The 14,742-nt window shown below is 60.1% G+C and carries 12 protein-coding genes; 9 read left to right on the top strand and 3 right to left on the bottom strand.

The window, feature by feature from the left end; all coding sequences use genetic code 11:
- Positions 1–334 precede the first annotated feature (334 nt).
- The 3 genes from IB248_RS07585 (at position 335) to IB248_RS07575 (ending at position 3,548) form a co-directional block, all read left to right on the top strand.
- Positions 335–751 carry a MarR family transcriptional regulator gene (locus IB248_RS07585; RefSeq protein ID WP_016552356.1) on the top strand — a complete coding sequence of 139 codons (417 nt, stop codon included), beginning with the start codon at positions 335–337 and terminating at the stop codon, positions 749–751.
- Positions 752–955: 204 nt separating this feature from the next.
- Positions 956–2,344 carry a M20/M25/M40 family metallo-hydrolase gene (locus IB248_RS07580; protein WP_192240635.1) on the top strand — a complete coding sequence of 463 codons (1,389 nt, stop codon included), beginning with the start codon at positions 956–958 and terminating at the stop codon, positions 2,342–2,344.
- A gap of 487 nt (positions 2,345–2,831) precedes the next feature.
- Complete coding sequence (locus tag IB248_RS07575; protein WP_156828716.1) at positions 2,832–3,548, top strand: SH3 domain-containing protein; 717 nt, start codon at positions 2,832–2,834, stop codon at positions 3,546–3,548.
- Positions 3,549–3,731: 183 nt separating this feature from the next.
- Here the strand turns inward: IB248_RS07575 and IB248_RS07570 are convergent, their stop codons facing one another.
- Both IB248_RS07570 and IB248_RS07565 read right to left on the bottom strand, forming a co-directional pair.
- Entirely contained in the window at positions 3,732–3,914 is a 183-nt protein-coding gene (locus IB248_RS07570) for a hypothetical protein (protein WP_018855247.1), read from the bottom strand.
- 167 nt (positions 3,915–4,081) lie between these two features.
- Positions 4,082–4,402 (bottom strand): hypothetical protein, encoded by a 321-nt coding sequence (locus IB248_RS07565; RefSeq protein ID WP_025658605.1) that lies wholly within the window; start codon positions 4,400–4,402, stop codon positions 4,082–4,084.
- 233 nt (positions 4,403–4,635) lie between these two features.
- On the opposite strand from IB248_RS07565, the gene IB248_RS07560 reads away from it, so the two are divergent.
- From IB248_RS07560 to IB248_RS07540, 5 genes are all read left to right on the top strand, one after another.
- A complete protein-coding gene (locus IB248_RS07560; protein ID WP_192240634.1) occupies positions 4,636–6,975 on the top strand; it encodes a transglycosylase domain-containing protein in 2,340 nt (779 codons plus the stop codon).
- 236 nt (positions 6,976–7,211) lie between these two features.
- The gene (gene dnaK / locus IB248_RS07555) at positions 7,212–9,131 is read left to right on the top strand and encodes a molecular chaperone DnaK (protein WP_192240633.1); all 1,920 of its coding nucleotides are present in this window, start codon (positions 7,212–7,214) and stop codon (positions 9,129–9,131) included.
- Between the two features lie 85 nt (positions 9,132–9,216).
- Positions 9,217–10,350 (top strand): molecular chaperone DnaJ, encoded by a 1,134-nt coding sequence (gene dnaJ / locus IB248_RS07550; RefSeq protein ID WP_018855243.1) that lies wholly within the window; start codon positions 9,217–9,219, stop codon positions 10,348–10,350.
- Between the two features lie 209 nt (positions 10,351–10,559).
- Positions 10,560–12,452 carry a tetratricopeptide repeat protein gene (locus tag IB248_RS07545; RefSeq protein ID WP_192240632.1) on the top strand — a complete coding sequence of 631 codons (1,893 nt, stop codon included), beginning with the start codon at positions 10,560–10,562 and terminating at the stop codon, positions 12,450–12,452.
- 147 nt (positions 12,453–12,599) lie between these two features.
- Entirely contained in the window at positions 12,600–12,809 is a 210-nt protein-coding gene (locus IB248_RS07540; RefSeq protein WP_192240631.1) for a hypothetical protein, read from the top strand.
- Positions 12,810–12,819: 10 nt separating this feature from the next.
- On the opposite strand, the gene IB248_RS07535 is transcribed toward IB248_RS07540, so the two are convergent.
- Positions 12,820–13,188, bottom strand: a complete 369-nt coding sequence (locus IB248_RS07535) for a helix-turn-helix transcriptional regulator (protein WP_192240630.1) — start codon at positions 13,186–13,188, stop codon at positions 12,820–12,822.
- A gap of 318 nt (positions 13,189–13,506) precedes the next feature.
- Here IB248_RS07535 and mbfA point away from each other — a divergent pair, with 318 nt between their 5' ends.
- The gene (mbfA, locus tag IB248_RS07530) at positions 13,507–14,490 is read left to right on the top strand and encodes an iron exporter MbfA (RefSeq protein WP_018855239.1); all 984 of its coding nucleotides are present in this window, start codon (positions 13,507–13,509) and stop codon (positions 14,488–14,490) included.
- The last annotated feature ends 252 nt before the right edge of the window (positions 14,491–14,742 follow it).

Below are 14,742 nucleotides of genomic sequence, written 5' to 3'. Positions count from 1 at the left end.
GTAATAGTCAATCCTCGGCTTTCCCTTGAAAAGCCACATTCCCGATCACAAATGATTACTACCGGCGTTTGATCGTGTTTGATCGCGTCGAGGGTCTGATAGCTGGCTTGTCCCCCGCCGCTTCGGACTTGGACAAAGGCCTTATCCCCTCTCCGGGCCTTTGTCCCCATTTTAAAGCCGCCATAGCCAGACCTCCAGGCTATGGCGGCTTTGTTTTGCTGCTCTATCTTTCGAACATAGCCTGCGATGAAGCATTTGTGATGCGTCGTATGCGATTTGTTGCATTGTTTCATCGAGTTTTCCGCGACTAATTGAGAAGATGGGAATTAATCGAATGGACTCGGGAGCTTACCTTGCCAGCCAGCTGGCCAAGGGCTTCGCTCGTTCGCTCCAGCAGCGCGCGGCGCGGCTCGGCTTTTCGCCCGGGCAATTCCCCGTTCTTCTCGAACTCTGGGCCGAGGACGGGCTGACGCAGAAGCAGTTGCTGGCCCGCGTCGACATCGAACAGGCGACGATGGCGAACACGCTTGCGCGCATGGCGCGCGACGGGTTGATCGATCGTCGTCCGCATCCGTCCGACAAGCGCGCGCAGCTGATCTTTCTCACGGACAAGGCCAAAGGCATGGAAGACGACGCCATCGAGGCGGCGCGTGAAGCGGACCTGGCCCTGTTTCAGGGCTTCAAGAGCTTCGAGCGCGAACTGACGCTCGAGTACATCCGCCGCCTGCTCGACAATGCCAAGAAGCTGTAATCGACACTGTTCCGCCGCCGTTATGGTCGAACTCCTCCGCATGCGCTGAAAAGAACTCTCCCCCGCCGCCAGCTATTCGTGCTCTCGTCCCCCGGCTGTGTCTAACGCGCCCATCTCTCGCCATTGGCTCCCTGCCTGCTTTTTCGTCTCGAAAGCGACCGGCCTTTGGTCTATCGTCCCGCCGAATTTCAAAAGGAGTCGAAAATGACTGACGTAATGCCGGTGCTGTCGCGTGCGGACCAGAATTTGACATCGAGCCTCGACAAGCTGTTCGAGCTGTTGCGCATCAAGTCCATTTCCACCGACCCGGCCTACAAGGCCGAGTGCCGCAAGGCGGCTGAATGGCTGGTTTCCTATCTCGAGACCCTGGGTTTCGAGGCGTCCGTGCGTAACACGCCCGGCCACCCCATGGTCGTGGCCCATCACGCCGGCGCAAGCGCCGACGCGCCGCATGTGCTGTTCTACGGCCACTACGACGTGCAGCCAGTCGATCCGATCGAGCTCTGGGAGAATGATCCCTTCGAACCGTCGATCAAGGATGTCGGCAACGGCCGGAAGATCCTGACGGGCCGCGGCACCGCCGACGACAAAGGCCAGTTGATGACTTTCGTCGAGGCCTGCCGTGCCTACAAGGAAGTCAAGGGTGCACTGCCTTGCCACATCACCATCCTCTTCGAAGGCGAAGAGGAATCGGGTTCGCCGTCGTTGAAGCCTTTTCTTGAGGCCAACGCCGCGGAATTGAAGGCGGACTATGCGCTCGTGTGTGACACCAGCATGTGGGATCGCGATACGCCGGCAATCGCAGCAGCCCTTCGTGGTCTTGTCGGCGAGGAAATCGTCGTGACGGCCGCCGACCGCGATCTGCATTCCGGCTTGTTCGGCGGTGCCGCGGCGAACCCGATCCATATCCTGACTGCCGCGCTTGCCGGACTGCACGATGAGACCGGCCGCATCACCCTTGAAGGCTTCTACGACGGCGTCGAGGAAACGCCTGCCAATATCAAGGCATCCTGGGAAACGCTCGGCAAAACGGCGGAAACCTTCCTGGGCGAGGTCGGCCTGTCGATCCCGTCGGGCGAAAGGGACCGGTCGGTTCTCGAGCTCACATGGGCGCGTCCGACCGCCGAGATCAACGGCATCTGGGGCGGCTACACCGGTGAGGGCTTCAAGACGGTGATCGCAGCCAAGGCTTCGGCCAAGGTTTCCTTCCGCCTCGTCGGGACCCAGGATCCGAACGCCATCCGCGAAAGCTTCCGCAGCTACGTCCGCTCGAAAATCCCGGCGGACTGCTCGGTCGACTTCCATCCGCATGGCGGTTCGCCGGCCATCCACCTCTCTTATGATTCGCCGGTGCTGACGAAGGCCAAGAATGCGCTCTCCGACGAGTGGCCGAAACCGGCCGTGGTGATCGGCATGGGCGGATCGATCCCGATCGTCGGCGACTTCCAGAAGATGCTCGGCATGGAGTCGCTGCTTGTCGGCTTCGGTCTCAGCGATGATCGCATTCACTCGCCGAACGAGAAGTACGAACTCGCTTCCTACCACAAGGGCATCCGTTCTTGGATCCGCATCCTGGAAGCGTTGGCCAAATAGGCTGGAAAAGCGTTCGTCTTTGAACGCCAGAAAAACAAAAAGGCCGGAACGAGCCGGCCTTTCGTCATCCGCTTCACTTCGATGCCAGTACATCCGTGGTCAAGGAGGAAGCGAATGTTGCAGCCAGACTGATCGGGAAAGGTTAACCAACGGCTAACGCGGAGCCTCGATCAGGACGGTGGAAGCGGCAACGTTGCTGGCGCGCACAGCTTTCCATCGGCTGCAATATGTTGGTTCGCAACGTCGGAATGCCGAGCGCGCGTTTCAAGTAGATGTGTTGCATTTTTGAATTTTGAAGCGCCCACGCGTTCAAGTCAGGTTCATCGGCGCGGACTACAAATCATTGAAAGAAAAGGTGATTGAGCTGAAATCGGCGCGAGGCGACGAACGCCGAAGCCGTGCCCGGGCGCTTGCGCACCTTTTCGGAGAACACAAGCGGCGCGGTCTCCAGCGTCGTCAGAGGAGTTGAAACGTGAAGTCCATCTTGATGAAGGCCGCTGCAGCGGCCGCCCTCTTGCTCGCGCCGGCGATTGCCGAGGCGGCAGAGGGATATGCGACAGCCAACGTCAACATGCGGGCCGGACCAAGCACGCAATATCCCGCTGTAACCGTCATTCCGGCCGGTGAATCGGTGGAAATCCATGGCTGCCTCGCCGATGTGCCTTGGTGCGACGTGGAGTTCTACGGTGGGCGCGGCTGGGTCGCAGGTCGCTATGTGCAGGCGCTCTACCAGAGCCGTCGCGTCTATGTGGGTCCGGAATATTACCGTCCCCTCGGAATCCCGACCGTGGTCTTCAGCGTCGGAAATTACTGGGACCGCTATTACCGCGGTCGCGATTTCTATCGGGAGCGCGATCGTTGGCGTCGCAATCCTGTTTACGATCGCCCGCCCGCTGTCGTTCGCCCGGTGCGGCCGCCAGAATTCGACGGAAACCCCGGCCCCGGCCGTCCACGACCCGATTTTGATCAGGGTCCCGATCGGAGGCCCGATGGAAACCGCGGACCGGACCGTCGTCCCGAGCAACCGAATTTCGACCGCGGCCCCGGCCGCCAGGATTTCCAGGGACGGCCCCATGACAATCGTCCGGATTTCCAGCGCCCGCCGCAGGGCAACGACGATGGGAACTGGCGTCGCGGCGGTGAGGGCCGTCGTGGGCCTCCACGCTGCCCGCCGGGTGATCCGGCCTGCGGCAACCAGCAGTGACGCATCGGGGCGGCCGCGAGGCCGCCCTTTTTATTGGGGAGATGAGTAGGCCCGGCGCTCTGGGAGAGACACCGGGCCTGATCGCGATCGGCGCGTTTGAGGGGGAGACGGCCGACCTTTAGCGAAACGTGTAGGGCATGTTTCGCTAGGGCATTAATCCACCAGCTCGCTAATGGTTCCCTGTTACCAGAGAGAAACGGAACGCTGCCGACCGGCGAGGAGGTCGCGCAATTCCGCGAACGGGCCGTGAAGCATCTTCAGGCGGCTCTCTTCCATTTTTGTCAGCCGGTAGCGGCGTGCAAACTCGTGCACGTCCCAAACTTCACGCAGCTTGAATTCTTCGCTTTTGGTAATGTCGATGGTCATGAATGCCTACATATTGCGCATGCTGCGCTAATCTCAGGCGCAATCCGGCGTGCTATACGTCAGATTTGTGACAGTCGCAACGAATGGCAGCCATGCCAAAAAAGCGTGGCTTGGTAAACGAATTATAACAAAGCCCAGGCTGAGCGGCCCGGGCCTTGCTGTCTTAATCAGCGCCAATCGCGTCCGCGCACCCACGGTGGCGGGCGATCCCATCCGTAGGATCGCTCATAGCGCCAGTCATGGCGCGGCGGGCCGCCCCATCCGTAGCGGCGATCGGCGCGCCAGCCGTAACGCGGCGGTGGCGGTCGGTCCCAGTTCGGCCGGCAATTGCCCCACCGGGTCAGGTGATAGCCGCGCCCGCAGGCGTAATCGACGAGTACCGTATTCTTGGCCGCAACGCCGTTCAGCGGCGCGACCGGCATCGCTTCAGCCGCGGTAACGCCAAATCCACACATGGCGATCGCAGCTGCAATCATTCTCATACGCATCTCTGCACCTCTGTTATGCAAGTCCCTTGCGCATGGATTAGAGAGCCGGTTCGGTGAACGGGGGCTGAACCAAATTTGACATTGTTGGGGCAAGGGCGGGCCGGTCTAACCACTTCTTAACCACCCCTTAAATCGCCGCATTTAAAGTTCAACCGGGCGGAGAACCGTTTGGCAAAGCACGGTTTCTGCGGCGTCGCCGCGCAAGGAGCGAAGAAGGGGCGTACCGGTACTAGATGGCGGGCAGAGGCAAATCACGCGACAGGATCGAACCTTCCTTCGGCGGTCGCGACGACCGCGACGATGATGACGATTTTTCGCTCGACGCCGATGACCGTGTCGTCAGGGGACGTTCGACCAAGCGATCGCCGTCAAAATCGTCTCGCGCGCGCCAACCCGAAAGACGCAGACGTGGTCGTCGCGAACGCGAGGGTGGAAGCTTCTTCGGCTTCATTCGTCGCATCCTCTACTGGTGCATCGTTTTCGGCATCTGGGCCGGGATCGGCGTGGCTGGCCTCGTCGTCTATTACGGGTCGCGCATGCCGAGCGCCAGCACCTGGGCCATTCCGGATCGCCCGCCGAACGTCAAGATAACTGCCGTCGATGGCAGCGTCATCGCCAATCGCGGCACGACGGGCGGCGAAGCGCTCGCGCTCGAAGACATGTCGCCCTACATCCCGGAAGCGATCGTCGCCATTGAAGACCGCCGCTTCTATTCGCATTTCGGCGTGGATCCCCTTGGCCTAGCACGCGCCCTCGTCACCAACCTGACGACCGGCCACATGGTTCAGGGCGGCTCGACGCTGACACAGCAGCTTGCAAAGAACCTTTTCCTGTCGCCGGACCGCACGCTTGAGCGTAAGGTGCAGGAAGTCCTGCTCGCGCTATGGCTGGAGCAGAAATACACCAAGGACCAGATCCTTGCGATGTACCTCAACCGCGTCTTCTTCGGCTCGAACGCCTATGGCGTCGAAGCGGCCTCGCGTCGCTACTTCAACAAGTCCGCAGGCGACGTGAACCTCGGTGAAGCAGCCCTTCTTGCCGGACTCGTCAAGGCGCCGTCGCGGCTGTCGCCGGCGCGCGATCCCGAGGCCGCCAATGCCCGCGCGCAGGTGGTCCTGCAGACGATGCGCGAGCAAGGCTATATCACCGACGACGAGGTGAAGACCGCGATGTCGCAGACGCCAGCCAAGGCGAAGCGCTACTGGTCGGGCGCCGGCCACTATGTCGCGGATATGGTCATGGACCAGCTCCCTGGCCTGATCGGCGACGTCAAGGAAGACATCGTCGTCGATACGACGATCGACAAGACGCTGGAGAAGCGCGCGGAGCAGTCGCTGAACGATGTGCTCGGCAAGGATGGCGCCAAGCTCGATACGTCGCAGGCAGCCCTGGTTTCACTCGATGGCACCGGCGCAATCCGCGCGCTCGTCGGCGGCAGGGATTATGCCGACAGCCAGTTCAACCGCGCCGTCACCGCCAAGCGCCAGCCGGGCTCGTCCTTCAAGCCGTTCGTCTATGCAGCGGCGTTGGAAAAAGGTCTGACGCCGTTTTCGGTGTTCAACGACGCGCCGATCCGCATCGGCGATTGGACGCCTGAGAACTACGAGAAGAAGTACAATGGCGAAGTGACGCTCGCGACGGCGCTTGCAAAGTCGCTGAACACCGTCGCGGCCCAGTTGGTCATGTATGACGGGCCGGACCAGGTGATCAAGCTCGCGCACCGCCTCGGCATCGAATCGGAACTGCAGCCCAATGCCTCGATCGCTCTTGGTACGTCGGAAGTGTCGCTGACCGAGCTCACCGGCGCCTATGCCGCCTTCATGAATGGCGGCTACAAGGCGACGCCGCATGTGATCCGACGCGTAACGACGGCTGACGGCAGCAAGGTGCTCTACGAAAATACCTACGACAACCCGCCCCGTGTCCTGTCGGAAGCGATTGCCGCCAACATGAACACGATGATGATGGGCGTCATCAACCAGGGAACGGGCAAGAGCGCCAAGCTTTCCGGTTGGCAGGCCGCGGGCAAGACCGGCACGACCCAGAATTCGCGCGACGCGCTCTTCGTCGGCTTCACCAGCAACCTCACAACCGGCGTCTGGTTTGGCAACGACGATGGCAAGCCGATGAAGAAGGTGACGGGCGGCGGCTTGCCGGCCAAGGCCTGGCAGGAATTCATGGTCGCCGCGCACAAGGGACTGTCGCCGGCGCCACTGTTCGGCAACGGGCAATTCATGGCTGATCCGGCAGCCAATCCCGGCTTCGGCGACCAGCCGATGGCGTCTGCGGAGCCCGGTATGGCGCCGCCGCTTGAAGAGCCGACGACAATCGGCAGCATTCTCTCTGGTGTCTTTGGTGAAAGCGCCGAGCGCTATCCACAGGCGAATGACCGGCCAAGACGCCAGCCGATCGCCCCGGTCAATGGCGGTCCCGTGCCGCCCGCCGACATCGCCGATGACGGTGGTTATGGCTACGGTGATGCGCTGCCGCCGGGTGATATTGGCGAGCCTGAACCGTCGCCGGCGCACCATCGGAAACGGACGACCTTGCTTGACTTGATCATGGGACAATAGTCGACGGGTTTTGGCCAGAAAAACGCCATCGTCCTGTGCGTGCCAAAATTAGCTGTTGGGCGCTTTTTTTGCCGGTTTTCTGGCTAGTTCTCGCCTTGCAGTCCCGAAAACCGCTCCTTATATACGCGGCATCACCGCAATCACGATTGCGTTAATCTTAAAGACCCATCCCGTAAGGGGCTGTCAGGGAAATGCCTTCTCGGGGTTCCGACAGCTTGCTTCAAGGAGAGAATGACATGGCAAAAGTAATTGGTATCGACCTCGGAACGACAAATTCCTGCGTCGCTGTCATGGACGGCAAGGACGCGAAGGTCATTGAGAACGCCGAAGGTGCGCGCACGACGCCTTCGATCGTAGCATTTTCCGAAGATGGCGAACGCCTCGTCGGTCAGCCGGCCAAGCGCCAGGCAGTCACCAACCCCACGGATACGCTGTTCGCAGTGAAGCGCCTCATCGGCCGCCGCTACGACGATCCGACGGTTGAAAAGGACAAGGCTCTCGTTCCTTTCGAGATCACCAAGGGCGACAACGGCGACGCATGGGTCAAGGCCCGCGGCACCGGCTATTCGCCTGCCCAGATCTCCGCGATGATCCTTCAGAAGATGAAGGAAACCGCTGAATCCTATCTCGGTGAAAAGGTCGAAAAGGCCGTCATCACCGTTCCCGCATACTTCAACGACGCACAACGCCAGGCAACCAAGGATGCCGGCAAGATCGCTGGCCTCGAAGTTCTGCGCATCATCAACGAGCCGACGGCGGCAGCCCTTGCCTACGGTCTCGACAAGAAGGACGGCAAGACCATCGCCGTTTACGACTTGGGTGGCGGTACCTTCGATATCTCGATCCTCGAAATCGGCGACGGCGTCTTCGAAGTGAAGTCCACCAACGGCGATACCTTCCTCGGCGGTGAAGACTTCGACATGCGTCTCGTCGAATACCTCGTTGCCGAGTTCAAGAAGGACAACGGTATCGACCTCAAGGGCGACAAGCTGGCTCTGCAGCGCCTTAAGGAAGCTGCCGAAAAGGCAAAGATCGAACTGTCGTCCTCGCAGCAGACCGAAATCAACCTGCCGTTCATCACCGCTGATGCAACCGGCCCGAAGCACCTGACGCTGAAGCTGACCCGCGCCAAGCTCGAAAGCCTGGTCGAGGATCTGATCCAGCGCACGATCGCACCGTGCAAGGCTGCTCTCAAGGATGCCGGCGTCACGCCAGCCGAGATCGACGAAGTCGTTCTCGTCGGTGGCATGAGCCGCATGCCGAAGGTCCAGGAAGTCGTCAAGCAGCTGTTCGGCAAGGAGCCACACAAGGGCGTCAACCCTGACGAAGTCGTGGCACTCGGCGCAGCCATCCAGGCTGGCGTTCTGCAGGGCGACGTCAAGGACGTTCTGCTTCTCGACGTAACCCCGCTGTCCCTCGGCATCGAGACCCTCGGTGGCGTCTTCACCCGTCTGATCGAGCGTAACACGACGATCCCGACGAAGAAGTCGCAGACCTTCTCGACCGCCGACGACAACCAGCAGGCCGTCACCATCCGCGTTTCGCAGGGCGAGCGCGAAATGGCTGCCGACAACAAGCTGCTCGGCCAGTTTGACCTCGTTGGCCTGCCGCCGGCACCGCGTGGCGTTCCGCAGATCGAAGTCACCTTCGACATCGACGCGAACGGCATCGTGCAGGTTTCGGCCAAGGACAAGGGCACCGGCAAGGAACAGCAGATCCGTATCCAGGCTTCTGGTGGTCTCTCCGACGCCGACATCGAAAAGATGGTCAAGGACGCCGAAGCCAATGCCGAAGCCGACAAGAAGCGCCGCGAGGCCGTGGAAGCCAAGAACCAGGCTGAAAGCCTGATCCACTCCACGGAAAAGTCGCTGAAGGAGTATGGTGACAAGGTTTCCGAGGCCGACCGCACCGCGATCTCCGATGCGATCGCTGCTCTGAAGTCTGCCGTCGAAGCAACCGAGCCGGATGCTGAAGACATCAAGGCAAAGACCCAGACCCTCATGGAAGTCTCCATGAAGCTCGGTCAGGCGATCTACGAAGCACAGCAGGCTGAAGGCGGTGCGGCAGCAGACGCATCCGCGGAAGCCGGCGACGACAATGTCGTCGATGCCGACTACGAAGAAGTCAAGGACGACGACCGCAAGAAGTCCGCCTAAGCGAGACGAGACGGTCTAGCTTGAAACTGACGTTCCGGCTGCCCACCATGGCAGCCGGAAAACCATTTCCGGGGTCTAATCCTTAATGGCAAAAGCCGATTTTTACGAAACGCTGGGTGTCGCCAAGACGGCGGACGAAAAAGAGCTGAAAAGCGCCTTCCGCAAACTCGCCATGAAGTACCATCCGGACAAGAATCCGGGCGACCACGACGCCGAGCGCAAGTTCAAGGAAATCAACGAAGCCTACGAAATGCTCAAGGATCCGCAGAAGCGTGCGGCCTATGACCGATATGGTCACGCTGCCTTCGAGCATGGCGGCATGGGCGGCGGCGGCATGGGCGGCGGCTTTGGCGGCGGCGGATTTTCCGACATTTTCGAGGATATCTTCGGCGAGATGATGGGCGGCGGCCGCCAGCGGCAGCGCTCTTCGGGCGGCCGCGAGCGTGGCGCCGATCTTCGCTACAACATGGAAATTTCGCTGGAGGAGTCCTTCTCCAGCAAGACGGCGCAGATCCGCGTGCCAACTTCGATCACTTGCGACGTCTGCTCCGGCTCGGGTGCGAAACCCGGCACGCAGCCGAAGACCTGCGGCACTTGCCAGGGCTCGGGTCGCGTGCGCGCTGCCCAGGGCTTCTTCTCGATCGAACGGACCTGCCCGACCTGTCATGGTCGTGGCACGATCATTCCCGATCCGTGCACGAAGTGCCATGGCCAGGGCCGCGTCACCGAAGAGCGTTCGCTGTCCGTGAACATTCCGGCCGGTATCGAAGACGGCACCCGCATCCGCCTGCAGGGCGAGGGCGAAGCCGGCATGCGCGGCGGTCCGGCGGGCGATCTTTACATCTTCCTGTCGGTGAAGCCGCATGAGTTTTACCAACGTGACGGCGCCGACCTCTACTGCACCATTCCGATCTCGATGACGACGGCGGCACTCGGCGGCACCTTTGACGTGGCGACGCTCGATGGCACGAAGTCGCGTGTGACGGTGCCCGAAGGCACGCAGGCCGGCAAGCAGTTCCGCCTGAAGGGCAAGGGCATGCCGGTGCTCCGTTCGCCGCAGACGGGCGACCTCTATATCCAGATCCAGATCGAGACTCCCCAGAAGCTGACAAAGCGCCAGCGCGAACTTCTCCAGGAGTTCGAGCAGCTCTCCTCGAAGGAGAACAATCCGGAATCGACCGGGTTCTTCGCGCGCATGAAGGAATTCTTCGAGGGCTGATCGACCCTATATGAAATGTAACAAAGGCCCGGTTGCTGCTGCAGCCGGGCCTTTGTTGTTTGCTTCGTCAGGTCGCCTACGCAGGGTTGTCTCAACGTTCGAACGTCAAAAACACCTTATTATCCCGGGTCGACCGAATGAATGGTGGGACATTGAGATAATAAAAGGCTAAATTAGTGTGACGAAAACCGTATAGCGTCGAGGGACACTTGGAACGCCGTCTCGCAGCCATCCTCGCAATCGACATCGTCGGCTATGGCCGGTTGATGGGCATAGATGAATCCGGAACGCTAAGTGCGGTGAAAACCTACCGCACGGAGCTGCTCAATCCGAAGATTGCACAGCACCGCGGACGCATCGTCAAGCTGACCGGCGATGGCATGCTGGCGGAATTCTCCAGCATCGTGAATGCTGTCGCCTGCGCCGATGAGGTGCAGCGAGAGGCCGCGCAACGAAACCTGTCGGTGCTCGAAGACAAACGTATCGAATTTCGGATCGGCATCCATCTCGGCGACGTCATTGTCGAGGAGGGCGATATCTTCGGGGACGGCGTCAATGTTGCTGCGCGGCTGGAGGCGCTGGCTGAGCCAGGAGGCATTGCCGTTTCGGCCACCGTCAAGGACCATGTCGGCTCACGGCTCGACCTGTCCTTCGAGGATCGCGGGGAACACCGCCTCAAGAACATCAAGGAACCGGTCCGGGTCTATATGATTTCGCCGCAGCGGGCGCTGCCACTGAAAGTGAACAAGGCGGCTTTGACCGCAGCCCGAAAAAAGCACAAGCAGCTTGTCGCCGTGCTGCCCTTCACTAACATGAGCGGCGATGCCGAGCAGGAGTATTTTTCCGACGGCATCACCGAGGACATCATCACCGACCTCTCGAAGGTGTCGAACCTCTACGTGGTCGCCCGCAACACCGCCTTCACCTACAAGGGCAAGTCCGTGCAGGTGAAGCAGGTGGCGTCGGAACTCGGTGTCGACTTCGTTCTCGAGGGGAGCGTGCGCAAAGTCGGCCAGCGCGTCCGCATCACCGGACAGCTGATCGATGCGAGAAATGGCGGGCACCTTTGGGCGGACCGCTTCGATCGCGACCTCACCGATATTTTCGCGATCCAGGACGAGATCACCCACGCAATCGTCGATCAACTCAAGATCAAGCTGCTACCCGAGGAGAGGCAGGCGATCGCAGCCGAGCCGACAAGCAATGTCGAGGCCTACACCTATTATCTGCGTGGACGACAGCTGTCTCACACCTGGACAAGGCCCTATCTACTTCTGGCCCGGCGCATGTTTGCAACGGCCGTTGCGTTGGATCCGGAATATGCCCGTGCCTATGCCGGCATGGCGGATTGCGAGTCGGCGCTGCGCGATTGGCATGCGGGTGAGTTTACACTGCAGGGGATACTCAATCTGAGTGCCAAGGCGCTGGCGCTCGATCCGAATCTTGCCGAGGCGCATGCGTCGCGCGGACTGGCGCTGCACCAGGACGGGCGAGACGAGGAGGCTCTTGTCGAGTTCGAAAAGGCGCTGGCGCTGGAGCCCGATCTCTATGAAGCGAATTTCCACTATGGTCGCTTCCTTTTCATGGAGGGCAAGTTCGAGGGGGCAATCACCTTCTTCACTAGGGCGGCCGAGATCCGCCCCGACGACTATCTCTCGCCCATTCATCTGATGAGCGCATGCCGGTCGCTTGGTCTCGAGGAGGAGCGAGCGCATTGGGCGCGCGTCTGCATCGAGCGTGCGGAAGAGGCCTTGGAGCGGCATCCGGAAAACTCGGGGCCGGCCCATCGCGGTGCGCTCGCATTGGCTCACATGGGCGATGCGCAACGCGCTAAGGAGTGGGTCAAGCGCGCGCAGATGATTGATCCGGATGACATCGTTGCTCAATACAACATCGCGTGTGTCTATGCTTTGTTGGACGAATGCGACGCCGCACTCGATCTGTTGGAAGAACTGCTGCCGCAATCGTCCTGCTATCACATCCTATGGTTCAAGCATGATTCGGACCTAGATTCGGTGCGCGATCACCCGCGGTTCGAGAAAATGCTGGATGCGATCGCGGCATGCTCGGCCTCGCTGGAGTACCGGGTCGCGTCAGAATAGCGCCGGCGCTTGCTGGGTGTTCCATTATGAAACAAGCAAAAATGCACGTCTGCCTTGCGTTAACGCAGGCAGTGAATGCCGCTTTGCAAATAGAAGCAAAGCGGCCAGTATCCTTTCGGGGATAAACCAAAAACAAGGGCAACTTCCATGACGGCAGCAGCCACTTCTTTGTCTTTGCAGTCCGATGATGTCGATGTGCTCGCCGGCGCGCTCTATTCCTGGTGTGCCGAGCGCAACATCAAGCTGCGCAGCCAGCGGGGACTTTCCATCGCGAGCATCGCGATCGATCTCTACCATGCTGGCCATCGGACGCAGGACGACTTGCTCATCGCGCTTCACGCGTGCGAGTTGCACTGACCGACAGGGTTCAGCGCAAAGCCTCGATGTAGCTTTCACCGGTCATGATCGACAAGATGGTCTTGACGGCCTCCTTGCCTGCCGCAGAGCGAAGCTTGTCATAGTGCAGGGCAAGCTCATATGCTTCGGGGCTCAGCCCTGGCCGCGCTGCTCCGTCAGACGGGTTGGCGCCCTCGAACAGTTCCGAAATATCAACGCCCAGAAAAACCGCGATCTGGTGAAGCTTGCTTGCGGATACGCGGTTGGTGCCTTTCTCGTATTTCTGAATTTGTTGAAAAGTCAGCCCCAGCGCCTCGCCCAGTTCCAGCTGCGATATGCGTCGTTTGGCCCTCAGTGTCCGTACATTTTTACCAACAATAATATCTACCGGATCTGGCACCGTTATGTTCCCTTATAAATGCAATCTATACGCATAGTACTATGCCCGCCTTCCATAATATCTCAATCCCATGAGTTGTAAATTTCAACCCGCTTTTGTTATGGTTTTTTGCCCAATAATCATACACTTTCGGCGTAGATGTAGACTGTAGCGTGCACGTTATTTCCGATGCCAGCTAAAGGCGGTGCACGTACGCGAAGCTGTGCGTCGTTTTACTTGCCGCGGCCATGCGTCAATTCACTGGCTTCCATGCCTGTGAAAACTTGACCGACGCGCCGGCAGCCTCTATTTTAGAATAATTCTAAAACTGAGGTTGTCATGCTGTCCAGGCTTTTTTGGTCATCCAAGCGCTCGTTCGATTCTTTGTCGGAACAGGAAATACTCGCACTCGCCATTGGGGCCGAAGAGGAGGACGCGCGCATCTATCTCGCCTACGCCGACATGCTGCGCAGCAACTATCCCGCGTCCGCTAAAATTTTCGAAGAGATGGCCGAGGTCGAGGACACCCATCGCAAGTCCCTGATCGAAATCTATCGCCAGCGGTTCGGTGAACGCATCACGCTCATTCGCCGGGAGCATGTTCAGGGTTTCTATGAGCGCAAACCCGACTGGCTGCGACGCAACCTGTCGCTCGAGAAAATCCGCGGTGAAGCCGAAGCGATGGAGCAGCAGGCCTATCGCTTCTATGTCGAAGCGGCACGGCGCGTCACGGACGCGCAGACCCGGCAGTTGCTCGGTGACCTCGCCTTGGCGGAGCAGGGCCATGAGGACATTACTCACATGCTTGTCGACAAGCACACGCCGGCCGACGTCAAGGCGGAGGAAGATCACGCTGCCCGCCGCCAACTGGTGCTCACCTATGTGCAACCCGGCCTTGCCGGCTTGATGGATGGCTCGGTATCGACCTTGGCGCCGATCTTCGCAGCCGCCTTTGCGACCCAGAACACCTGGCAGACCTTCCTTGTCGGCATGTCCGCCTCGGTTGGCGCCGGCATCTCGATGGGCTTCACAGAAGCGGCACATGACGACGGCAAGATTTCAGGCCGCGGATCGCCGATCAAGCGCGGCATCGCCTGCGGCGTCATGACCGCGCTTGGCGGTCTCGGCCACACCTTGCCCTATCTCATCCCGTACTTCTGGATCGCAACGACGATGGCCGTGATCATCGCGATCTTCGAACTCTGGGCGATTGCCTTCATCCAGAACAGATTTATGGAAACGCCATTCCTGCGCGCTGCCTTCCAGGTGGTCGTGGGCGGCGGTCTCGTTCTCGGTGCCGGCATTCTGATCGGCAATGGATAAAGCGAGCTCCGGCACTACGGAGCGATCGACGCGGTGAATTGATCTGGCGCGCGAATGCACAGGCGATGCGCCGGAATGACGCGCTAGACTAACTGGCGTCGTGCATAAAAAAGGCCGGCGTTTCGCCGGCCTCAGACTGCTGACAAACCCGTCGATATTTTCGGCGGGTTTGTTTTTTGGACGTTGGTTGTTTTAGTTGGGTTCTGAGGCGGGGCGAAGTTGGCGGCCTCTGGCCCTCATGCCATGGCTGGT

This window comes from Rhizobium sp. RHZ01, from assembly GCF_014851595.1.
GTDB lineage: Bacteria > Pseudomonadota > Alphaproteobacteria > Rhizobiales > Rhizobiaceae > Rhizobium > Rhizobium altiplani.
Note: the sequence above shows the minus strand (reverse complement) of the source record. Positions and strands in the feature narration are given on the sequence as shown.

Excerpts from the sequence above, each read along its gene's own strand:
- dnaJ (WP_018855243.1), top strand. The coding sequence starts at position 9,217 with ATGGCAAAAGCCGATTTTTACGAAACGCTGGGTGTCGCCAAGACGGCG.
- IB248_RS07575 (WP_156828716.1), top strand. The coding sequence starts at position 2,832 with ATGAAGGCCGCTGCAGCGGCCGCCCTCTTGCTCGCGCCGGCGATTGCC.
- IB248_RS07540 (WP_192240631.1), top strand. The coding sequence starts at position 12,600 with ATGACGGCAGCAGCCACTTCTTTGTCTTTGCAGTCCGATGATGTCGAT.
- mbfA (WP_018855239.1), top strand. The coding sequence starts at position 13,507 with ATGCTGTCCAGGCTTTTTTGGTCATCCAAGCGCTCGTTCGATTCTTTG.
- IB248_RS07585 (WP_016552356.1), top strand. The coding sequence starts at position 335 with ATGGACTCGGGAGCTTACCTTGCCAGCCAGCTGGCCAAGGGCTTCGCT.
- IB248_RS07560 (WP_192240634.1), top strand. The coding sequence starts at position 4,636 with ATGGCGGGCAGAGGCAAATCACGCGACAGGATCGAACCTTCCTTCGGC.
- dnaK (WP_192240633.1), top strand. The coding sequence starts at position 7,212 with ATGGCAAAAGTAATTGGTATCGACCTCGGAACGACAAATTCCTGCGTC.
- IB248_RS07565 (WP_025658605.1), bottom strand. The coding sequence starts at position 4,402 with ATGCGTATGAGAATGATTGCAGCTGCGATCGCCATGTGTGGATTTGGC.
- IB248_RS07580 (WP_192240635.1), top strand. The coding sequence starts at position 956 with ATGACTGACGTAATGCCGGTGCTGTCGCGTGCGGACCAGAATTTGACA.
- IB248_RS07570 (WP_018855247.1), bottom strand. The coding sequence starts at position 3,914 with ATGACCATCGACATTACCAAAAGCGAAGAATTCAAGCTGCGTGAAGTT.